Annotated in this window: 15 protein-coding genes; 4 read left to right on the top strand and 11 right to left on the bottom strand. The window is 55.3% G+C overall.

Annotated features, from left to right (window positions below; all coding sequences use genetic code 11):
* Positions 1–175 precede the first annotated feature (175 nt).
* The 8 genes from HY788_11585 to HY788_11550 all read right to left on the bottom strand — a co-directional run bounded on the left by HY788_11585 (position 176) and on the right by HY788_11550 (position 12,015).
* Positions 176–2,143, bottom strand: a complete 1,968-nt coding sequence (locus tag HY788_11585; GenBank protein MBI4774801.1) for a PAS domain S-box protein — start codon at positions 2,141–2,143, stop codon at positions 176–178.
* Between the two features lie 322 nt (positions 2,144–2,465).
* Positions 2,466–2,867 carry a pancreas/duodenum homeobox protein 1 gene (locus tag HY788_11580; protein MBI4774800.1) on the bottom strand — a complete coding sequence of 134 codons (402 nt, stop codon included), beginning with the start codon at positions 2,865–2,867 and terminating at the stop codon, positions 2,466–2,468.
* 90 nt (positions 2,868–2,957) lie between these two features.
* Complete coding sequence (astB, locus tag HY788_11575; protein MBI4774799.1) at positions 2,958–4,319, bottom strand: N-succinylarginine dihydrolase; 1,362 nt, start codon at positions 4,317–4,319, stop codon at positions 2,958–2,960.
* Positions 4,316–5,785, bottom strand: a complete 1,470-nt coding sequence (gene astD / locus HY788_11570) for a succinylglutamate-semialdehyde dehydrogenase (GenBank protein ID MBI4774798.1) — start codon at positions 5,783–5,785, stop codon at positions 4,316–4,318. The genes astB and astD overlap by 4 nt, the downstream gene beginning before the upstream one ends.
* 14 nt (positions 5,786–5,799) lie before the next feature.
* A complete protein-coding gene (locus HY788_11565; protein ID MBI4774797.1) occupies positions 5,800–6,828 on the bottom strand; it encodes an arginine N-succinyltransferase in 1,029 nt (342 codons plus the stop codon).
* Between the two features lie 63 nt (positions 6,829–6,891).
* Entirely contained in the window at positions 6,892–8,106 is a 1,215-nt protein-coding gene (locus tag HY788_11560) for a hydrolase (protein MBI4774796.1), read from the bottom strand.
* A 264-nt stretch (positions 8,107–8,370) separates the two neighbouring features.
* Positions 8,371–9,897: an aldo/keto reductase gene (locus tag HY788_11555; protein MBI4774795.1), complete on the bottom strand. Its 1,527-nt coding sequence runs from the start codon at positions 9,895–9,897 to the stop codon at positions 8,371–8,373.
* 219 nt (positions 9,898–10,116) lie between these two features.
* Positions 10,117–12,015 carry a tetratricopeptide repeat protein gene (locus HY788_11550; GenBank protein ID MBI4774794.1) on the bottom strand — a complete coding sequence of 633 codons (1,899 nt, stop codon included), beginning with the start codon at positions 12,013–12,015 and terminating at the stop codon, positions 10,117–10,119.
* A gap of 489 nt (positions 12,016–12,504) precedes the next feature.
* Between HY788_11550 and lon the strand changes: the two genes are divergently transcribed.
* From lon to thpR, 4 genes are all read left to right on the top strand, one after another.
* Positions 12,505–14,910, top strand: coding sequence for an endopeptidase La (lon, locus tag HY788_11545; GenBank protein ID MBI4774793.1), 2,406 nt, complete (start codon positions 12,505–12,507; stop codon positions 14,908–14,910).
* Positions 14,911–14,996: 86 nt separating this feature from the next.
* Positions 14,997–16,172, top strand: coding sequence for a nickel pincer cofactor biosynthesis protein LarC (larC, locus tag HY788_11540; GenBank protein MBI4774792.1), 1,176 nt, complete (start codon positions 14,997–14,999; stop codon positions 16,170–16,172).
* 49 nt (positions 16,173–16,221) lie between these two features.
* Positions 16,222–17,502, top strand: coding sequence for a competence/damage-inducible protein A (locus tag HY788_11535; GenBank protein MBI4774791.1), 1,281 nt, complete (start codon positions 16,222–16,224; stop codon positions 17,500–17,502).
* Positions 17,477–18,040, top strand: coding sequence for an RNA 2',3'-cyclic phosphodiesterase (gene thpR / locus HY788_11530; GenBank protein MBI4774790.1), 564 nt, complete (start codon positions 17,477–17,479; stop codon positions 18,038–18,040). Before HY788_11535 ends, thpR begins: the two co-directional genes overlap by 26 nt.
* Positions 18,041–18,163: 123 nt before the next feature.
* On the opposite strand, the gene HY788_11525 is transcribed toward thpR, so the two are convergent.
* From HY788_11525 to HY788_11515, 3 genes are all read right to left on the bottom strand, one after another.
* Positions 18,164–19,855 (bottom strand): hypothetical protein, encoded by a 1,692-nt coding sequence (locus HY788_11525; GenBank protein MBI4774789.1) that lies wholly within the window; start codon positions 19,853–19,855, stop codon positions 18,164–18,166.
* Between the two features lie 377 nt (positions 19,856–20,232).
* The gene (locus tag HY788_11520) at positions 20,233–21,054 is read right to left on the bottom strand and encodes a mannose-1-phosphate guanylyltransferase (protein MBI4774788.1); all 822 of its coding nucleotides are present in this window, start codon (positions 21,052–21,054) and stop codon (positions 20,233–20,235) included.
* Positions 21,051–21,284, bottom strand: a complete 234-nt coding sequence (locus tag HY788_11515) for an NTP transferase domain-containing protein (protein ID MBI4774787.1) — start codon at positions 21,282–21,284, stop codon at positions 21,051–21,053. Before HY788_11515 ends, HY788_11520 begins: the two co-directional genes overlap by 4 nt.
* Positions 21,285–21,472 lie beyond the last annotated feature (188 nt).

Below are 21,472 nucleotides of genomic sequence, written 5' to 3'. Positions count from 1 at the left end.
CGAAACGCCCTTGCGGCGCTCATAGTCGCTCGCAGCAACGGATGTGGCAAGGCAGGTGCACCTTATTACGCAGTGAATCTGAACACATGCACCCCAAATACAGCCGGCGCCGCACCGAAAGGGGCGCAACTGGATAGCAAATACAGGTTGCCGGAGCGGATGTCAAGATCCGACGCTAAGAGCACGGTAATTCTATGGTAAACTCGCAGCCTTCGCCGGGCTTGGTCCTCACTAGAATTCGTCCGTCGTGCTGGCTCACGATGCCGTGGCTGACCGAAAGGCCCAGACCGGTCCCGCGACCCCGTTTCTTGGTGGTGAAGAAGGGTTGAAACAGCTTTCGAAGATTTTCCTCCTCCACACCCGGACCGTTGTCCTTAAAGATGACCTGAACCCATTCTCCGCTTTCGGAAAGCTTCGTTCGAATCTCGAGTACTCCGGATCCTTCCATGGCCTCCGCTGCGTTCATAATGAGATTCAGAAAAACCTGTTCCATTTTTCCGCGGGCCACCGAAACCAGCGGCAGATTCCATTCCAAATCGATCTTTAACTCCACGTGTCTCAGGAGCAGGTGGTTTTCAACCAACATCAGTGTCTCCTGAAGGATTTCGTTCAAATCCATCTGCTCCCGGTCCTGATTGTCGTCCCGGGCAAAATCCAGAAGGCTTTTGACGATGATTTTGCAGCGATTGGCCAACTTGATCACTTTTTCGATGTTCCGTCTGTCGGTATCGTCCAGGGTTTGAGATTCCAGCACAAGATACGAATAGGTGATGATGCCGCCCAGTGGATTGTTGATCTCGTGGGCGATATCGAAGGCGAGCTTGCCCATGGCTCGAAGGCGCTCGCTCTGTATGAGCTGCTCCTCCATCTCTTTCTTTTCGGTGATATCGCGGAAGGTAATCTGATGGACGTCCTGACCCGCGAATTGGGTGGGGAAAACACTCATCTCGAGGGCAAAAACAATTCCATCCTTTTTCAAACCATAACCTTCAAAGAGTTTAAGCCCTGTTTTCATGGACCGATCCCAATGGATCCGTTCCAGGAAACTGACTTGGGAATCCGGTGCAATGATCTGGAGAATGTCCATACCCTTGACTTCTTCCACGTCCTCGTACCCGAACATGGACAGGAACGCCCGGTTTACATAAAGGAAACGCCATTCCCCATAGATGGCTATGCCGTCAATCGAATTCTCGACCATCAGACGGTACTTGGCTTCCGACTCAGCCAGCTTGGTTTCGAGGCTCTTGCGCGCGGTAATGTTCTTAATAACGCCTTCATATCCAAGGATGCGCCCCTCCAGGTCCCTTCGAACGTTCGAGGTGATGAGCACGTCTAATGGCTGGCCGGTTCTGGTCTTGAACTTCACCTCATAATCCTTGACGTATCCGTCGCGTTCGATCGCTTCCTGAAATCGGACACGGTCCGCTGCGTCGTGATACAAAAAAGCGATGGATTCCAGTGCTAGTACGTCGCTCTTATTGCTGAAACCGAACAGATCGACCCCCGACTGATTTACATCCACAAAGCGACCCTCTTTGGTGGTTTCGTAAAACACATCTTTTGAGTTTTCGTAGATCCTTCGGTAGCGCCTTTCCGTATCGTCCAGTGCGCGGTGCACGCGAAAGTGCTGAATAAACCTCCCCAGCTCCACACTCAAGAGACGGACGACTTCACGATCGACAGACTCGAGGAGTTGCGCATGACGGTTCGTACCTAGAACGAGATATCCGAGCTTCCGTTCGCTGGATAGAAGAGGAATCGCCATCCATCGGTGATCGCCTCCAATGTCCGACAGGAGGTGATGAAGGTTGGAAAACTCGGGATCGCTCGGTCCGATGACGGGTTCGTTTCGCGTCAACGCGGTTTCCCAGGGAATTCTTCTGAGGCGTTCCAATCCTTTCGTCTCGATTCCGAAGCTCCGCAGGACGGGATGCGTTTTGCCGTTGCGATTGTCAAACTCGATCAGGAAGGCGACACGGGCCCTAAACCGGTCGAGCGTTTCCGTGAGGATCGCATCATGGAGCCCTTCAAGGGTTACAGCGCGACCCAGAGCCAGGTTTAGGTCCCGAATCCATTTGATGTCGGTTAGAAGAGCGTGACAAGACATGGATGGGTGAGGGCTGCTCGGCGTGGAACTCATGGCTTGGATTCCGTATCGTTGGTTTGGCGATTCGATATCCCATCAAACATCGGTCTTTAACCTAGATGTCCGGGACGCAGTTGTCAATCCGGAGTAAAACAGAGTACCGCAGATCCGGTGATCGTGAGACACCTTGCCCAAGCCTTGCGACATCCGAATCCGGCCGGGAGCAGGTCGGGTTGAGGCTTCAGGTGAGCGTGGAAGGAGCGGACGAACAGGGCTATTAGAAGAGACGCGCACCCATCGGCTTCAGCCCCAAGAGCCCTACAGGATGAGTGATCCGAAATGGAACGGTCGGGAACCTGTATGGTCGAAGGGAATTCTACTCCGAATAGCTGATGCTTAATGGGATGATGTGCAGATCGCCGGAAACGATTTTCGTCCTGCCTAGAGTCCAATCGGTGCATGTTCCTTTGCCGTCAAGCAAACGGCCGATTCTTTCCACGATCCCCTTGACATTGATCACCGGATGGCGCGAGAACACTTGCGGCAAGCCGAAGGTCAGGCTGCAGCCCAGACATTTTCCTGCACGCTGCCTTAAAACGAACTCAAACTCGAGCGTCTTGCGCACCGGGTCAACGTCTCTAAACGAAAGCGAGATGTCATAGGCGCCGTCATTGGAACTTCCGTAAAGCGCTTCGAAGAAGTCGTCCGCGATGTTGGCCGGCAAGAGTTCCGCGAGTTTCTGTTCACTGAACAACCGGTTGATTTCGTTGGAATCCATGTTGTAGCCCATCCTCCGATCCATCACCAGGACGTTACCCCGTATCGTTCGCTTTCGTAGCCGCAGGACACGGACTATCATCGGTTGCTTTCAGGCTCCCGCCCTCTGAAAGCGGTAAATCGATCCCAGTTTCAATATTTCCGTCAACGCGTCCAATGCAGCGCGGCTTTCTTCCGCCAGTTTTGGATCGGACAGGTCATCCGCGTGCAGGGTATCTCTATAATATGTTTGGCCCCAGACTTCCAGTGTTTTGTAGAGCACATCCGTCAGGAAGACGGCCTGATGGACTCGGGTAGTTTCATCAAGGGTTAGCGGAACCCGGAGCCGGAGGCAGGCGGGACCGCCTCCGTTTCGCATGCTTTGGCGCAGGTTGACGTATCGGATACTCTCGATGGGATTCTCCGAACGAACCACTTCTTTCAATATCGCCTCTGTTTTGGGATTCTCCCGACACTCGACAGGCGCGATCAGGCACAGGAAACCATTGGGCAGCGTTACCAACTGGCTGTTGAACAGGTACGTCTGTACGGCCTCTTCGACGGAGAGCGCCGACAACGGCACTTCGATGCAATGGAGGTCTTGTCCGTATCGCTTGTTAAAAACGGATCGAATCTGTTCGAGAGTGTTCCTGCCTCGGCAAAAGGCGCTCTCATGATAAACAAGGGTGTCTCGATGCCCTACGGCTATGACGTCGTTATGGAATACGCCTGCGTCAATGAGCGCAGGGCCTTGCCGAAGAAAAAAAACAGCGTTCGGGTCCAGAAGATGAAGGCGAGATATGGCCAGGGACGCCTCGTATGTCTGCCTGGCGGGGTAAATCGCCGGCCCCTGCAAGGTTGGATCGAAGGCTTCCTTCCCGTAGACAAAGATCTCGATGCCGGGATGATGAAGCGCATCGCAAAGGCGCGTATGGTTGGCGGCGCCTTCATCGCTGAAATGTAGAGTCGCCGGCAGGGGAGGATGGTGCTCAAACACGGCATTGTCGAAGAAAATCTTTCGTAACACCAATGCGGTGGCGTCCGTCTCCAGGGAGCGATGGAATTGGGTTACCAGATTGGCGGGAGTGAAATGTACGCGTCCATCGGAGGTGTCCGATGAAGGAGAAACCGTGGCCGCGTTGGCGGTCCACATGCTCGAGGCGCTGTAGCAGGAGGCCAAAAGAACCGGGTCCTTGCGTTTCGCCTCGGCGATCATATCGGCCTCAGTCCCGTGAAACCCCAGTCGCCTCAGCGTCTCTATGTCCGGCCTTTCGTGGGGGGGCAGTACGGCCTGTTTCAATCCCATATCCGCCAGAAGCTTCATTTTACGGAGCCCCTGGGTAAACGCCTCGCGTGGATTGGACACGTTCCATTTATGGCGTTCCGACGCCAGATTACCGTGCGATAACCCGGCGTAATTGTGGGTTGGCCCCACGATTCCGTCGAAATTGACTTCGAACACACCGGGCGTCATAAGGTAATCCCCGGCGTCGGCTGCTCGGGAAGGGCAAGGGAAGACGACTCGAGAGAGGCGACGGGATAGGCGCAATAGTCCGCTGCGTAATAGCCGCTCGGACGGTGGTTGCCGCTGATGCCGACTCCGCCGAAGGGCAGATAGGAACTGGCGCCGGTGATGGGCCGGTTCCAGTTAATCACTCCGGCGCGGACCTCGTTGAAAAAGCGTCTATAGAGCGCCGGTTCATCCGTCAGAATACCCGCCGAAAGCCCGTAGGCCGTTCGATTCGCTTCCACGAGGGCCGCATCGAAATCCGGAACCCGGATCAGTTGGAGAAATGGTCCGAAGGTTTCCGTGTCGGCGCGATCCTTGACCGATGTGACGTCCATCAGGCCGGGAGTGAGCATAGCGCTGGTATCGCTCTTGAGCCCCATGGTTTCAAGAGGACGCCCACCCCGCTCGGCCAAGTCGTCCTGCGCCTTCAAGAGCTCCTTTGCCGCGGCTGCGGAGATGACGGGACCCATGAAAGGTTCCGGTAGATCCGTCCACGGGCCAACGCGGATCCGTTGGATCATCCCTCGAAGAGTGTCTACGAACTCATCGCCGCGAGATCCCGAGGTGACTATCAGTCTTCGGGCGCAACTACAGCGCTGGCCTGAAGTGATAAAAGCGGATTGGACAGTCATGTACGCCGCCGCCATGGGATTGGACACTTCGTGCACCACCAAGGGGTTGTTCCCGCCCATCTCGAGCGCGAGAATGCGTTCCGGGTGTTCCGCGGACGCCTGATGAAGCGCTTTTCCCGCTGCGTAGCTGCCGGTGAACGCAAGGCCGTGTATGTCGGGATGACGGACGATGGCATGAACCGAGGAATGATCTCCCTGAACGAGGTTGATCACGCCGGCCGGGATTCCGGAGGCTTCCCAAAGTTCGAGTGTCTTTTGCGCCGTCCCAGGCGTCTTGCGGCTGGGTTTGAACACCACCGTATTGCCGGCCAGAAGCGCGGGCACAATATGACCATTGGGCAGATGGCCCGGCATGTTAAATGGACCCACGACGCCGAATGCGCCGTGGGGTTTGAAACGGACTGCGGTCTGGACGCCCCCCCGTTCCTGGACAATGGGACTCCGCCGCTCTTCGTAGGCATCCCTGGAGATGTCCACCTTGGCCGCCATGGCGGCTACTTCCAACAGCGATTCCCACAGCGGTTTTCCGGTCTCCATGGATATCGTCTCAGCCAGGGTTTGCCGATGTTCGACCAGCCTGTCCCGAAAGGCTTCAAGAACGCGGATTCGGGCCGACAGATCGCCCGACGCCCAGTGTTCGTAAGCGGATCGGGCGGCCATGACCGCCTGATGGACTTCGTCCTCTGTTGCCATGCGTCCTTGCCAAACGGTCTCGCCCGTAGCGGGGTCTGTGGACACAAAATCGTTTCCCTTACCCTCGATCCATTGATTGCGGATAAAATGGGATTTGAAGGCCATGGCGAGAGTTCCTATCAATGCTGATCCGATCTCGGGGTCGCCAGCAGCACCCGATCGCCGGACTTTACACGAAGCACGCAGGCCGAAGACTCCGTGATGCGCACCCCTCCACCGGGCGCTCGTTCAGCTGGCCCGTTGCAAGCCCGGAAATCAAAGGCCGTATTTGATATCATGAACGTTGAAGCGTTATCGAGGTCGGACACAACAGACTCCACATGGGTTCTAACGCTTTGTCTTATGGTCCGGACTTGATCCAAAGCGCAGGTGAGGATGGGGCCGGCGTCAAAAATATCCACCATTCCGCTGTCCGAAAATCCTTCATCGAGCAGCAGCTTCATGGCCGGACGAGTGTTCTCGTGCACCTGGCCGATCACTTTCTGAGCCTCGGCGGGAAGAAGAGGAACATAAATCGGATGTCTCGGCATAAGCTCACCGATGAATTTCTTGTCTTTCATGCTCAAGTAGTCGGCTCGGGGATACTCGATTCCGAAAAACAGTTTTCCGAGTGCTTCCCAAAAAGGAGACCGCCCCGACGCGTCCACAACGCCTCGCATTTCAGCCGTGACCAGTGGTTCGAACATGTTTCCGTGTTCAGCCATGAACAAAAAACGACAAAGTGACATGAGCCTGCCGTTACCGTGACCCCGACGCTCTGGATCCATGAAGAGTCCGCCTATTTCGCAGGGGCCGCTGTGCTGGGTCACAAGTTCGAGCATCGGAATCTCGCGATGCACGTTCAAGGCCTTTGACTCGTGGACATCCACAGTGAGCTTGTACGCATAGAAAGGCTCAAACCCACCTACTTTGGACACGATGCTGCCGGTGCCGATCACTTCCCCGGTACTGCGGTCCTCCATCACTAACGTATAGGTTTCTCCGCCGGGTTCTTCCGCCAGGGACGCGAAGCTTAGTTCCGACTTGGCAATGCGTTTTCTGAGGAGTTCCCGGTCGGCGGGCAGTGATGTCAGGCCGTAGCCCGCTTTGCCCGCGAGGCGGACCAGTGTATCCAGATCATTTATTGAAACCGGCCGAACGAAGACCATGCAGCGCTCCTCGGGGCATCCCGATCAGGGTGGTTGCTGTTTGGAAAAGATGGACTCAAGGGGTCAGGGAGCTTCGATCTCTCCGGATCCCAGTTTCATCAGCAGCAATGCGGTGAGCTTAGCCCTTTCCGTCAGGCTGTCCAGATATAGGACTTCATGCGGGCTGTGGAGATGGTCCCCTCGAACTCCCATACTATCCACCGTGGGCAATCCCGCCGCCGATAGGTTGTTCCCGTCGCAGACGCCTCCGCTGGAGCGCCAGTCCAGGGACAGACCCAATTCGTTCCCGCATTTCGAAATCAGATTAAGAAGGTGTTCCGTTCTGTAGTCGAGGGGTTTGGCCGGTCGGGTAAAGGCGCCTCGAAGTTCCACGGAGAGACCTTCACGCCTGTTCACCTGTGCGACAAGATGCTCGAGCCGTCCCAAAACACCCGCCTGGTCCTCGGGTGTCGGGATGCGAATATTGAACCGGCACTGAGCCAGGTCCGGGACCACGTTTAGGGCTCCGCCTCCGGAGACCCGCCCCACGTTGACGGTGATGCCCGGACTTTCTTCCTGTATCGAGTTCAAGTCCAGGATGAACCGGGCCATGGCGTTAATGGCGCTTCGGCCCTTATGGGGTTCCCTTCCGGCGTGCGCCGCCTTGCCGTGGAACGTGGCCACGAAATTGCCGGACCCTTTGCGGGCCGCCACAAGGGCGCCGTCGGGCAGCGCCGGCTCGAACACCAGTCCGAATTGGTGCCTGGCCGCGGCTTCGGCCAGAATCGAAGCGGATCCGGGTGAGCCGATCTCTTCGTCCGGATTGATCAACAACTCCCATCCGACACGGTCGGCGAAGGGGCTGCGCTCGAAGGCTTCCAACGCCTTGAGCACAACGGCGAGTCCGCCTTTGGCATCCGCAACTCCGGGCCCTTGAAGCCGCTTCTCACCGAGCTGGGTCGGGGTTCCAACGGAATCCTCCGGTCCGAACACCGTGTCCATGTGGATCGAAAGAAATACCCTTAAATGAGCTTCCGAGCGCATTTTTATGACCAGCGCTCTGCCAAGAGCCTTTTCCGTGGCGTTTCCTCTGTCGTCTATGGACGCATAGCTCGGCAGCGCCACTTCCTCGATATCTGCATTCAGTACCTGGAAAGCCTTCTTCAACAGCCCACACATTTCAAGCAGGCCCGCCTGATTACCGCCGGCCGAGTTCGTGCCCGCCCAAACCATTACGAGCCGGCGCATGGAGTCGAGTTGGGAATCGATCCAGGCGAGATATGGCTCATAGGGGTTCATGGCAGATGATGATATCCGTTATGGTATGACGCCGAACGTGCATCGAACTCCAATTCTCCCGAACGGGAGTCAGTCTAAAGTCACGCCCGTTGCGGAATTCGACTTCACTTCCATCAGGAGGCTTGGACGCATGCGGCGACCCTGTGCTTGGGATCGCCGCATGAATGAAGATGGGTGAACACCTATTCGTTCACCGGGCTGTTTCGACCGGCCGATTTCGTTTTAAGAAACCGGATGCCCCGGAGGAGTACGGTATATTCCGAATCACCGCCAGAAGTCCGGAATCGTTTCGGTGAGCTTCCTCCAGGAGCCCGCTCTGTCCGATTCCTGATCCACGGGGCGTCGGCATTCTTCAAGCGCATCTTCGACGTAAGAATCCTGCCTCATGCCCACCAGCACCGTTGTAATACCCGGAGTGGATCGAATCGCCCTGATGGCCATTTGGCTCAGTGTTTTCGGGGATCCCCAGTCTCTATCCGCCGCCGCGACCCATTTCTTGGCGAAGCCGGCCTGTTTGGATGCTTCGGCCTGGTAGACGCTTGTCACTGCGAAAAAGCTTTCCTGCACACTTCGGACGTGGGCTTCCACCCTGCGGATCATCTCGTCCGACAGGTCCTGTTGCGCTAAGAACTGAACCACGCCCTGCACTTTGGGGATCAAGAACTGAGTCTGTACATCCAGCCACCGCAGATAGCTTCCATACTGTTTCCAGTGGCGTTTCAGGTTGTACCCCACGGAGACGGCATCCTCGAGTTGCTTCTGAAGGGAAGATTTTAGATTCAGGTTTGGAAAGAGTTCCTGTTTCAACAGATCCTCCGACGCGATCAGGTCTCGGATTCGCGCGTTCACCACGACTTCGCCGGCGGATACCGTCGGCTCCACATCCGCCAGTCGAAGGAGCTTATGATCAACAATGGCGTTCAAAGGGCGATTGATCAATACACCCAGTTGCTTGTCCCGAGCGAACTCGAGCACGCTCTGGCCATTGGGTTGGTTCCTGCCGAGAACCGCATTGGGCTCGAGTAGATTCAGAGGCATTTCCACGACCTGGAAGTGGTTATCTTCGCCTAAGGTTTGAGCGATATTCCATACCGTTTCGAGGCAAGTGCATTCGGGATGGTCGCCGGAATGAGGGAACGTATTCGAGCTGATACCATAGTACTGGATGCGGCCGCGTTCTACTTCGGATTCGAGATGGTTGAAGGCAAGTTCTATTCGCCGGTAGTATTCATTCCGCGCGTCCAAGAGGGACTCTCCGGCTTCCATGGCGCGGGTGAGAAAATATTCCGGATTGTGTAACAGAAACACGTCCAGGGTCTGCAAATCCAGACGCTCCAAGCTGCGGGTGAGCTGATCCTCGAGAAACTCGGGATGAATACAATGCTCGAGGTTAGGCATAACGCTCACCACGTCCGGAAACGGTTTCCCCCGGCTTTTCCGCTCCTGACTAAGGTCATAATTCTTGCCTTGCAGGTAGCCTGCTTTGGAGACCACCACTACTGAATCTCGGGAAATCCCGCCCGCACCCGCTAGGTCTCGAATCACGGCTCCGACGAGCAACTCGGAGCCTCCGTCAGCGTAGTTGGTGCTGGTGTCGATCAGATTGACGCCCTTTGAAAGCGCCTTACTGAGGGCCTGATAGTGGGCATCGACGGTTCGATCCACCCGGTAGCAGCCAAAACCTACCGCGCTGACACGCAGTCCGGTTTTCCCCAGATGGTTGAAAGAACAGGTATCGTGCCTGGTTGCATAGTCCTGACTGCCGTCGATGCCGGCTTTTCCGGAAGTCACTTTTCGCTTACTCCTATGTTGAGGGCCTGGTTCAGACTACTCGCCCGCAGGATCGAGTCGAACTTTCGGCGGCCCGAACCGTCGATTCCTTCGACCGAACCCGGAAGCCCCGGTCTTTCTCGATTCGATCCCGAGCATGCGTGTCGTCGTTTACGCAAGCCCTGAAAACCGACAGTTCCTTCCAAGTTCCGGACGAATGCAGGGGGCTTTGCCGATCGATTACTTCTTCAGATAGCTTGGCTCCCTTTTCCAATTCCTGTCAAGTACGCTTACGGTGTCGACCAGCGCTCTTTCCATTTCCTTTCCGTCGGCGTAGCGCCGGCTCGGGTCCTTGGCCAAGGCCTTCTTGAAGACGGCCTGCATCACCCGTTCGAAGGGATCGATCACGTGCTTGAAGGGTTCCGGCTCGTTGAAACAGATATTGTACATGGTGGAAGAGGGAGACGCGCCCTTGAACGGATGAGATCGGGTGACCAACTCATACAATATGACGCCCAAGCAGAATACATCCGTAGCCGGGGAGAGGGGCTGCTCTCCGGAAAAGTGTTCCGGCGCCAGATACTGATTTCCCTTTTGAGAGGTTTCCCCGCTTTGAGAGGTCAACACGGTTTCGAATTGATAGAGCGAGAAACCGGACACTTTCACATCGCGCTCCCGGGTAATATGGATGTTGCCGGGGTCCAACGCCAAATGCAAGATGTCTTCCTTGTGCATGTAACCCAATACATTGGACACGCGAAGCCCGATTTCCAGTCCCAACCGGAAAGGCACCTCTTTTCCACGCTTGGAGAAACCGACCAGGCTTTCCCCATTCAGGTATTCCTGAACCAGGTAAAACTCCTTTTCTTCTCGATGGACATCGAAAATCAGTATGGCTGATGGATGGCTCAAACGCGCCGTCTTGATCACGCGGTCCCAGGTTTCATCGAGCAGGCGTCTGTCAATGAGCCGTTCGTCGGCTTTTGGAAGAGCATAACGTACGATTTCGACTTTGCGTCCCATCTCGCGGTCCGACGCAACGATATTCGTGCGTGGCCCTCTCGTTTCCTGGCTGATGGGAAGATATTTGTTGAGGATCGCTTCTGGTGGTTCGGGTTCGGCCGCCGAGGTTGACCGCAGCAGGAAATCTTTCAACTCGATGGCTTCCTGGAAATCAGGCCTCAACTCGAGTGCTTTCTCGATGGCGTCCAGGGCCTCGCGGTACCGTTTGGCTGACGTGCAAGCACGCGCCAGGTTGTAGTGGACCGCTGCATCGAAGGGATCGATCCGAAGGGCCAACCGATAGCTTTGAATAGATTTGTGGAAATCCCCGGATTTACGGTAAACGATCCCCAGAGTATTGTATGGATTCGCGCTGTTGGGGTTGACTTTTAGCGCCAACAGGATGGATTGCCGGGCTTCGTTGAACTGGCTCTTTTCAATAAACAATTTTCCGGCCTTGATGAGATATTCCTCCGCTTCATCGATATTGCCCTTTTTCATGTACACTTCGCCGAGCCCGCGGTAGGCTTCTGCGAACAGGTGATTTATTTCAATCGCCTTTCGGAAGGCGGAAATGGCATCCTCGTACCGCCCTTCCGCCATAAAGCGGTAGCCTTTCTGGTAGAACTGTTCCTCGTCTTCGGCGTCGGCAATGGCGTGCTTGTAGGCTTCAATAGCTTCATCGTATTTGCCCTGGATCGTGAGCTGATCGCCTTCTTCCACCTGCTTCATCTTGCCCAGGAAAGCGCCTTTGGCCTTCAACAGGTCCAGCATTCTTCCTTGGAGCGTCTTGAAGGAGTAGGGTCTTAGCACATATCCGCTCGCACCTTCATATACGGCCTCCATGATTTTGTTTTTCCGATTCTCGGAGGTAACCAGTATGAACGGGATGAGAAAGAGAGTGGAATCCGCGTTTATTTTCCTCAAGAAATCCATGCCGTCCACATCGGACAAATCGCGTTCGGAAACAATGAGGTCGCATTTCGAAGTAGTCAAAATCTCCCAGGCCGCGGAGAAATTCTGCGCGGCGTGGACGTATTTGAAACCCAGTTCATCAAGCCACTTCGAGAGCCTGTTGATCTCCGCACGGGTGGGGAAAACGAGAAGAATATGTGAATTACGAATGTCCATTGGCATCTTTGCTCGTCTCGACTCCTTGAAGGGGGCGGGGGAGCCGAGACGTAAGGGTTACCGGGGGTGGTGGTGCACCGGGAAGCTCGACGGGCCACGGTTCACCGAGGTTATGAGATCGAAAACCGCGTTCTATGTGGCGTGATCGGCGCTTCGTTTCAAACCCATTAGAAAAAGACCCGACTCAAAGTCACATTAAGCATTGGGTTCTCGAATACCGGTGGTCAACAAGAAAAGGTCTCGATCCGCCGTGTCCCGTGGTTGAAGGAGCCGTAATCCGACACACGAATCGTTCCGGCGTTGTATTGGAATGTCTGCAGGCGGAAATGACCTTTCCTACGGGGGCGTGGGAGGTCGTCTTGAGTCACATCGGGAATGTTTGCCGTATACGTCTATTCGCTCGGCCGGCAAAGTCCCCCTGGGCTCGTCTTGACTCCACCTCTTTTTCTGTTAAGATGACCCCCGTTACTACCACCCATAACTAAACACTGTTGAATGGCATACGATCTTTTTATGACGGAAATGAGACAAGGAAGTCAAACAGAACACGGTTTGCCCCTGGAAAACATAGATCTCCCGGAGCACTTACCTTTGCTGACCCTCAGAGACGTGGTCATTTTCTCCTACATGCTTCTGCCCTTATTTGTCGGCCGAGAGCGGTCCATCCGGGCAGTGGAGGAGGCTTACGGGAAACATCGTCTGGTATTTCTGGCCGCACAGAAGAAGCCCACCATAGAAGAACCTAAACCCAGTGACATCTATTCCGTGGGCACCGTGGCCATGATCATGCGCGTTCTTCGAATCCCGGACGGCAGGTTCAAGGTGCTGGTTCAGGGCCTCACCAAGGCGCGCATACTGGACTACGTTCAGAATGACCCCCTATATCAGGTGTCGGTGGAACCCATCCATGATATACCTTTAGCCGAATTTACGCCGGAAGTCGAGGCCCTCGTACGGACCGTTCGCGAACAGTCTGAAAAGATTCTGTCTTTGAGAGGCATGCTGAATCCGGATGTCTTATCCATTCTGAACAGCATAGAGGACCCCGGACGTCTCTCCGATCTCGTGGCGTCCAATTTGCGCATTAAGGGAGAAGACGCTCAACGGATACTGGAGATGACCGATCCCGTAAAACGCCTGATGAAAGTCACGCGTTATCTGGGCAAGGAACTGGAAGTGTCCGCCATGCAGGCGAAGATCCAATCCGAAGCCACGGAAGAGATCGGCAAGATGCAGCGGGACTATTACCTTCGCGAACAACTTAAGGCGATTCAAAAAGAGCTAGGAGAGTTCGACGATCGCAACGAGGAGGCAAAGGAATACCGGCAGAAAATCAAACGCGCCCGCATGCCCAAACCGGCGGAAAAGGAAGCTTTGAAACAGCTCGAGAGGCTCGATCAGATGCATCCCGATACCGCGGAGGCCTCGGTCATCCGTACTTTCCTGGACTGGATGGTGGAATTGCCTTGGAGAAAAAGCACCCGGGATTTGCTGGATCTCAAACGAGCCAAAGAGATCCTTGATGAAGATCATTACAATCTGAGCAAGGTCAAGGATCGAATCCTCGAGTACCTGAGCGTGCGCAAGTTGAACCCGAACATGAAAGGCCCCATCCTCTGTTTCATTGGACCTCCGGGTACCGGAAAGACTTCGCTGGGCAGGTCCATTGCACGCGCAGTGGGCCGAAAGATGTGCCGCATTTCACTCGGCGGAGTGCGTGACGAAGCCGAAATCCGGGGGCACAGGCGTACGTATGTCGGTTCTTTGCCCGGACGAATCATACAGGGGATCAAGCAGGCGGGTTCGAATAACCCCGTGTTTATTATAGACGAGGTGGACAAAATCGGCCAGGATTTCCGGGGAGATCCGGCGTCGGCTTTGCTCGAAGTGTTGGACCCCGAACAAAACAGCACATTCAGCGACCATTATCTGAACATTCCATTCGACCTCAGCAAAGTGATGTTCATTACCACGGGGAACCTGTCGGATCCCATTCCTTCGCCGCTGAGGGACCGGATGGAAATTATCCGCCTTTCCGGTTATACCGAAGAAGAGAAGCTCTCCATATCCTTCAACTATTTACTACCCAGACAAATCAAAGACAACGGGATTTCTACAAGCCGGATCATCATCGGACGAGAGGCTCTGCGAGGCGTTATTTCCCGCTACACCCGCGAGGCGGGGCTGAGGAACCTCGAGCGCGAAATTGGAAAGATATGCCGGAAGGTGGCGCGTCGAGTAGCCGAAGGACAAGAAGGTCCTTTCCGCATCACACTCGGCAACCTGCATCGCTATTTGGGTCCTCCCACGTTCTTATCGGAATTGGAGCAGGAGGTGGACGAGGTCGGAGTAGCAACAGGGCTGGCCTGGACCGAAAGCGGCGGGGATGTACTGTACGTGGAAGCCTCTCTCATGAAGGGCAAAGGGAAATTGCTCCTTACAGGCCAACTCGGCGACGTAATGAAGGAATCGGCCCAGGCGGCGTTAAGCTATGCGCGAAACCGCAGCGACACTTTACGCACGGTGCCCGATTTCCATGAGAAAATGGATTTTCACATCCATGTGCCGGCAGGGGCGATTCCTAAAGATGGCCCGTCCGCGGGTGTCACCATGGCGACGGCGGTCATTTCAGCGCTTTCCAAGGTGGCGGTGAAACGCTCGGTAGCGATGACGGGTGAGATTACGCTTCGGGGAAAGGTCTTACCCGTGGGCGGGCTCAAAGAGAAAGCGTTGGCGGCGCATCGAGCCGGTATAAAAACGGTACTCATTCCGGAAAAGAATGTTAAAGATCTGATCGAGATTCCGGAGAATATCAGAAGAAAAGTCCGATTTGTTCCTGTGTCGCACATGGATCAAATACTCGAGGTTGCCTTGGATAGCCCATCTCCGGCGCCGAAATAGCGAACGTCCGCCAGGGAGGTGAGCATCGCCCCGGTGTAAAGGATGGGCCGATCACGCTCGCCGAATCTCAAGAATGTCTTGGTCTTATGGGAAACACGATTCTTTATTTTGATGCCCCGGCCGGATTGAGTGGGGACATGATTCTGGCTTCCTTGCTGGATCTTGGGCTGGACTTGCGCCGGATTGAATCAGCTTTGTCCGGCCTTGGAATCGGACGCTATACTTTGAAGCAGACCACCACGGACCGGATGGGAATCGGCGGTCAGCGGTTTGAAGTTTTACACGAAGCCGGTCACAGCCACCGCGGTCTCGGGGACATCACCCGCATGATCGAAGGCAGTGATCTTCCTTCGAGGGTCCGGAGCCGCTCCCTCGAGGCGTTCAGAAAGGTCGCCGAGGCTGAATCCAGAATCCATGGTTTACCAGTGGAAGCCGTACACTTCCACGAAGTGGGCGCGGTGGATTCCATTGTGGATATCGTCGGGATCATGCTGGCGCTGGATATTCTCGGGGTCGAAAAGGCCTACTGTTCACCCCTTCCCCTTGGAAGAGGAAGTATCTCCTGCGCGCACGGGGTTATCCCCCTTCCCGCACCGGCCGCCCTGGAAATACTGAAAGGCGTGCCGGTCTACGGCGTGGAACTCGAGGGAGAAACGGTCACGCCCACCGGCGCCGCCGTCATTTCTGTCGTTTGTCTGGAATTCGGCCCGTTACCGGAAATGAAGGTTTCCCGCATCGGATACGGTGCCGGAAAGCGGGAATGGCCGGATCGACCCAATGTGCTCAGGGCTGTTCTGGGTACCGGGAATACTCGCCCTGAAGCGGTCGTAGCCATCGAAACCAACATTGACGACCTGACCCCGGAATGGGCGGGCTATCTCATGGAGCGCCTCTTGAACGAGGGGGCTCTTGACGTGGGTTTTCTGCCCGTTCAAATGAAGAAATGCCGGCCGGGTCTGATGGTTCATGTTTTGGCGCCGATGGAAAAACGAGATCGACTGGTGCGTGTGTTGTTTAATGAAACCACCACCATCGGTGTCCGGTATTATCGGGTTCAACGTGAGACGTTGCCCCGAAAAGCAGGTGTTCTGGAAACCGAGTTGGGTTCGGTTGTCGTCAAGACGGTGGAAATGCCGGACGGAAAAGTTCGACATTATCCCGAATACGAGTCCTGTGCAGCCTTGGCGAGGCAACTGGGCATTCCGGTTATTGATGTGTATGCGGAAGTCACGGCGACGGCGAAACGAAACTCGGACGCCTGAGTTGCTTCAGCCTGTGTTTCGCCGGAGCAGCTCAAATTGAGGCGAAAAGATGATTACCTGCATTGATTCGCTCAACCAGATCGATATTGTCATCGTTGGAAACGAGATCGTTTCCGGAGCCGTGCAGGACGAGAACGCCCGATACGCCTGTAAGCGTCTGTCTTCAGCCGGTTTTCGGATCAGAGGCGTCATCACCGTAGGCGACGTGTTCGAGCATATTCGATCCGCTGTTTCCGAAGCTGCGAAACGTTCCCCTTTCGTCATCGTGGCGGGAGGACTGGGACCTACCTCCGATGACATCACCACGCAGTGCGTGGCCGATGCATTCAACCGCCCTCTCGAACGGGACGAGCGATTGTTCAGTCTCATTCGGAGGTTTGTGGAGGATCGGGATCTGGGATGGAATCCCGCGCTGGAGAAGCTGGCCTTGCTGCCCCGAGGCGCTCGACTCGTGGATCCCCACCCCCGAGCCTGCGGCTATGTGATTCAGGAAGCGAATTCCACCCTCTTTTTTCTTCCCGGTGTACCCTCTGAAACACGCCGTCTGTTGGATCGGCACGTAATACCGGTTCTTCTAAAAGCGGTTTCCGGGCTTTCACATGTGGTTCAAAGGGTGATCAGACTGTTTGGAACGGACGAGGCTTCGGTGGAACAGGCGCTCAAGGGACTGAAAGACCTGTATCCCACTACCTCCATAGGGTATTATCCGAACTTCCCTGAGGTCCATGTAAGCTTCTCCGCTGCGGGTGTCAGCGAGGAGGAGGCCCAGTCGCGTCTGGATAGGATAGAGGCGGAGATTAGGAGGCGACTGGATCCTTACGTATTCGGAACGGATAAAACCCGTTTGGAGACGGCTGTGGGAGACCTGCTGCGGAGCAAAGGCCTCGCCATAGCCCTGGCGGAGTCGTGTACCGGCGGGCTGATCGGGCACCGTATCACGTCCGTGCCGGGAAGTTCGGACTACTTTGAACGAGGTGTGGTAGTGTACAGTAATCGGGCGAAGATGGAGCTTTTAGGTATCGACCCCGCTTTACTGGAGAGACACGGCGCCGTGAGCGCGGAGTGCGCCCAGGCCATGGCCCGAGGGGTGCGAAGGGTGGCCGGAACGGATGTGGGGCTATCTTCGACCGGTATAGCCGGTCCCGGCGGCGGGTCCGAAGAAAAGCCCGTGGGCACTGTGTACATTGGCCTGGCGACGCACAAGGGCGCCTTGTCGGAACATTTTCGTTTTTTCGGAAACCGAGAGCAAATTAAACTTGTGACTTCCGAAACGGCCCTTTATCGGGTTTGGAGGTATCTCAACGGTGATCCGTTCTTTCATTGCCTTTAAAATTCCGACGGAAATGCGCGATATTCTGGTGAGCATCCAGGAAAAACTGAAAAAAAACGGAGTGGATCTTCGATATGTTCGCCCGCAGGGCATCCACCTCACCTTGAAGTTTCTGGGCAACATACAAAAAGAGAGCATCCCCCCGATTTTTGAGGTTATGAACCGAGTCTGTGAAGGACAACGGCCCCTTGATGTGTATTTAGAGGGTGTGGGCGCTTTCCCTAGTTCGCGCAATCCCCGAGTGGTCTGGGCGGGTCTCGAGGGGGATCTCGTCCCGCTGTACACGATGCAGCAACACTTGGAGCAGGGGCTCATTCCCCTGGGATTCGATCCGGAGAAACGGCGGTTTCAGGCCCACTTGACGTTAGGAAGAATGAGACAATCCAATAAGCCCCCCAATATTTCAGCATTTTTGGACGATTTGAAGCTGGACGCTCAACCCCACTTTACCTTGGACGAACTCATCCTCTACAGGAGCGATCTGCTTCCGGGAGGAGCCGTGTATGAAGGAATGAAGTCAATTCGGATCGGTGAATGACGGACACTTCCCCCTCAGCGGAACAAGCAGACACCAAGATCGTTATCTGAAACACGTGTCTGACGGCATTCGCCCGTGTGTATTCCCGGCGGCGGTTTCACCCGGCGGTGAAACCGCCCCCTGTTACTGCACGGAGAACATCACGTTGACGATTCCTCCATCCCAGACATAGTCGGGGGACTGTACATTTTTTACCGTAGCCGAATACGCCCCCGGTGTCGTCCCGTTCAGCCCTTTTTTGTTGGGCGCGGACGTCTTCCAGGTAAACGTCGCCAACCCGTTCACATCACTTGACATGGATAACTTCAGGGCGGTTGAAGGACCCTGAATTGACATATCCAGGATTGCGTTGGAGACAGGCGATCCGGTGGTCTTTTCACTAACATAGAGCTTCAAGACGAATGTCTCGCCGGCTTTCAGGGTATCGGTTGTCACAAAGGTACTGACCCGATTTTTGCCTTTTCCCAGTTGTCGGTAAGTTCCAGACACAACGTTGGTGATCGTAGCCATGGATGGGACGGATGTGGCAGCTTCGAGTAAAAAACTGGGTCCAACGGCAGGCTCGCTCGACTCCGCTTCGTTTCCAGCCCAGACTCTCCAGTAATACCTCACGTGTTCCTCGAGTCCCTGGAACGATTTAGTCGGATCGGGTCCGATGTTGCCGTAAAACACTCGTGTGGCCTCACCCCAGTTAGGATCCGTGTTCAATTCCAATTGGTACCAGGACGCGTTCGCGGAGGGGTCCCACTCGAGGATCACGGAAGTACTTGGGATGGTGACGGGGCTTTCGTTCAAGCTCCGAATGTACTCTGCATGACCCACGGAGGCGGCCGCTCCCCCGTCCTTCTTTTCCAGAAAGGTGATCGGGCGCTTGGTTCCTACGACGCGCGGCTCACTTTCGACGTCCCCGCCCGTGAAGGGCGTTTCCAATCCAGAGGTGAAATTCTCTGTTGTAGACAGGTGATGAATAATGCTGAACCTCCCGATTCTGGAAATGGGGTCATCCCAATAGACACGAGCGCATCCGTCTTCACCCCAATCTTCGCCCCAGGTGTTCTGAACGATCCAGCTTTCTGTGGCGTTCTCCCACCCTATGATGCGCACCAAAATAAGCCCTATGTAGTTTAAGCCGAGAGACTCGTACACGCCCCCGGCGTAGAACAGAAAGTCCTCGAAAAGTCTCATCGTGGTGAGTACCGGGCCTTTGAGAACAGCTTGCTTGATGGTCTCTACGTCGGTTTCTTCCCTAGTGACCCACTCCCAGGAATCCAGCAGATACGTGGGTTCGTGGCCATTCGTGGAAGCTCCAAACAGCACGAGGTAGTCTTGAATTTCAGTCAGAGATAGCTGGGAAAAGCTGCTTGCCGGCTCGAGGGAACCCGCCGTCAGGTTTAGGATCCGCGAAGGATCCCCTTGTGCGATGCAGGCAAGATCCCCGATGTTCCGAAGAGTCGTGGTAAGGTGGCCGCTGTCCTGCGGGTCCGGCTCTGATCCGGATTCAACCCAGTTTTGATCTCGAACGTTTCTCCAATCCAGCGAATCGGGGAGTGGCGAAACGGGTGATCGGGGGTTCCAAAGGCCCGCACCATCGTCTAAGCGAGCAGAAGAACCGTTCAATACGGTGATTACTTCGAGTTCCGGTTCGTAAGTCGGGGTAACGTTGTTTTCACGGGCCGTCCAGGAAAAACCCCGATCCTCGATAGCCGTTTGAATGGTGAGTTCGCTCAGCGTGGCGTCAGTGGCAAGGGCGAGTGAGATAACCAGTAATTGAGCCAGAAAGAAAACTTGGATACAAAAGAATCGAAACAATCTCATTACAGTTTTGAACTCCTATCATCGGTTTTCCCAGACAGGAATGCAAAACGTCGGCCAGGCCCCGGACAAGGAGCCAGAGAGAGCATGAAGGCCGGATATCCATGAATATCCGACCATTTCGGAAAGGCTGTCCTGTGACATGGAAGAAATCAGGATTACGCTTCTGTAATTAAATCAGGCTGCCGCTGTTTTGGTACTTCGGATTACAAAAAGAGTTCGATGCCTAGGTCCAAGATGGGGGGAAATCCGAGAAAGTACGATCCGGGAGGCGCCGGTCTTGAGGGCGGACCGGCGGGCAACACCCTACCGGAAGTACAACTGGATACGTTGGGAGGAACGACTTCGCCAAATCGCTAATCACATCCAGCGGATCCGATTCATGTTGGATCGAGCATTCGAGTGACGAGCTGTTTCAGAGCTTCAGCCTGAGAACGATTCATAACCAGCGTGCGTTTCCCGGATCGGACTACGACCAGGTCGCGAACACCTAAAACAGCCACGGTTTCAGAGGGGTCCTCGCAGAAAACCAGGGTATTCTCAGAGGCTGATGCATGCAGCACGCCCCTGGCTCGATTTCCGTGCGAGTCGGGGGCCAGAAATCGATCGAGGGCGCTCCAGCTTCCTACGTCGTCCCAGTCGAAGTCGCCCTTTACCATACGGATGTTCTTCGTTTTTTCCATGACGCCAAAATCGATGGAGATTCGGGGCAAGGCGCTGAAAGCTTCTTGAAGTGCTTCCGTCCACTCCGAAGTCCCGAATTTCCTTCCCAAGGGAAATAACCGTTCCGAGTGGATCGGGAGGTGAGCCTGGACCTCCGAGAGTATGGAATCTACCGTCCACACAAACATGCCGCTATTCCAATAGAAACGTTCGTCTGCATGGTATTGCTCCGCCGTAGTCGGCTCCGGCTTTTCTTTGAAGCGCACGAGTTGAAAGTGTTGGACATCTCCGTCCGGTTCCAGACGCTTTCCGGTTTCGAGGTAGCCGTAACCGGTAGCCGCGCGTCCCGTTGTGATCCCAATGGTATACAACGCCCCAGTCCGTTTTGCGCATCCGGCGGCGGACTCCATCACCTGCTGGAATCGACGAACGGGAGAAATGAAATGGTCCGCGGTGAGCACGGCCATTACCGGGTTGCCGAAAAGCCTCCGGCAGATGACCGCTCCGAGGGTCACTGCGGCGGCCGTGTCACGCATCATCGGCTCGCCGATGATGTTCCGCTGGGGAACTGCGCGTAGGCCTGGTTGGTCAGAACCAGGATGCGATCCGGAGCCGCCGTTCCCATAAGACGATCGTAACTGTGCTGCAATAGTGTTCGGTCTCCAAAAAAGGTGATAAACTGCTTCGGCCGATCCGCGGTGCTCAGAGGCCAGAAACGCGTACCGGACCCACCCGCCATGATTACGGCAACGAGTGCTTTCTCAGCCATTAGGGTTTCCTTCAAACATTCGTGGGGGTTGGTTCAAGAATTCAGATGGAGCCCATTCGCAGATACCGCCCGTGGTGGTTCGGGATCAAGCGCTTGTAATGGTGCAAAATAGTTGTTAAAGACTCAAGAGAAAAACAATCCGAGGGTCGGATCTCGGGGAGTCCGACAACAACGGCCCCCGGCGTGCT

The organism is Deltaproteobacteria bacterium (assembly GCA_016208165.1).
GTDB lineage: Bacteria > Desulfobacterota > Desulfarculia > JACQYL01 > JACQYL01 > JACQYL01.
This window is presented reverse-complemented; position numbering and strand designations above follow the sequence as displayed.

What these genes read in the sequence shown, in the direction of transcription:
- HY788_11585 (MBI4774801.1), bottom strand. Translation starts at nt 2,143, where the DNA reads ATGAGTTCCACGCCGAGCAGCCCTCACCCATCCATGTCTTGTCACGCT.
- HY788_11580 (MBI4774800.1), bottom strand. Translation starts at nt 2,867, where the DNA reads ATGGATTCCAACGAAATCAACCGGTTGTTCAGTGAACAGAAACTCGCG.
- astB (MBI4774799.1), bottom strand. Translation starts at nt 4,319, where the DNA reads ATGACGCCCGGTGTGTTCGAAGTCAATTTCGACGGAATCGTGGGGCCA.
- astD (MBI4774798.1), bottom strand. Translation starts at nt 5,785, where the DNA reads ATGGCCTTCAAATCCCATTTTATCCGCAATCAATGGATCGAGGGTAAG.
- HY788_11565 (MBI4774797.1), bottom strand. Translation starts at nt 6,828, where the DNA reads ATGGTCTTCGTTCGGCCGGTTTCAATAAATGATCTGGATACACTGGTC.
- HY788_11560 (MBI4774796.1), bottom strand. Translation starts at nt 8,106, where the DNA reads ATGAACCCCTATGAGCCATATCTCGCCTGGATCGATTCCCAACTCGAC.
- HY788_11550 (MBI4774794.1), bottom strand. Translation starts at nt 12,015, where the DNA reads ATGCCAATGGACATTCGTAATTCACATATTCTTCTCGTTTTCCCCACC.
- lon (MBI4774793.1), top strand. Translation starts at nt 12,505, where the DNA reads ATGGCATACGATCTTTTTATGACGGAAATGAGACAAGGAAGTCAAACA.
- larC (MBI4774792.1), top strand. Translation starts at nt 14,997, where the DNA reads ATGGGAAACACGATTCTTTATTTTGATGCCCCGGCCGGATTGAGTGGG.
- HY788_11535 (MBI4774791.1), top strand. Translation starts at nt 16,222, where the DNA reads ATGATTACCTGCATTGATTCGCTCAACCAGATCGATATTGTCATCGTT.
- HY788_11525 (MBI4774789.1), bottom strand. Translation starts at nt 19,855, where the DNA reads ATGAGATTGTTTCGATTCTTTTGTATCCAAGTTTTCTTTCTGGCTCAA.
- HY788_11520 (MBI4774788.1), bottom strand. Translation starts at nt 21,054, where the DNA reads ATGATGCGTGACACGGCCGCCGCAGTGACCCTCGGAGCGGTCATCTGC.
- HY788_11515 (MBI4774787.1), bottom strand. Translation starts at nt 21,284, where the DNA reads ATGGCTGAGAAAGCACTCGTTGCCGTAATCATGGCGGGTGGGTCCGGT.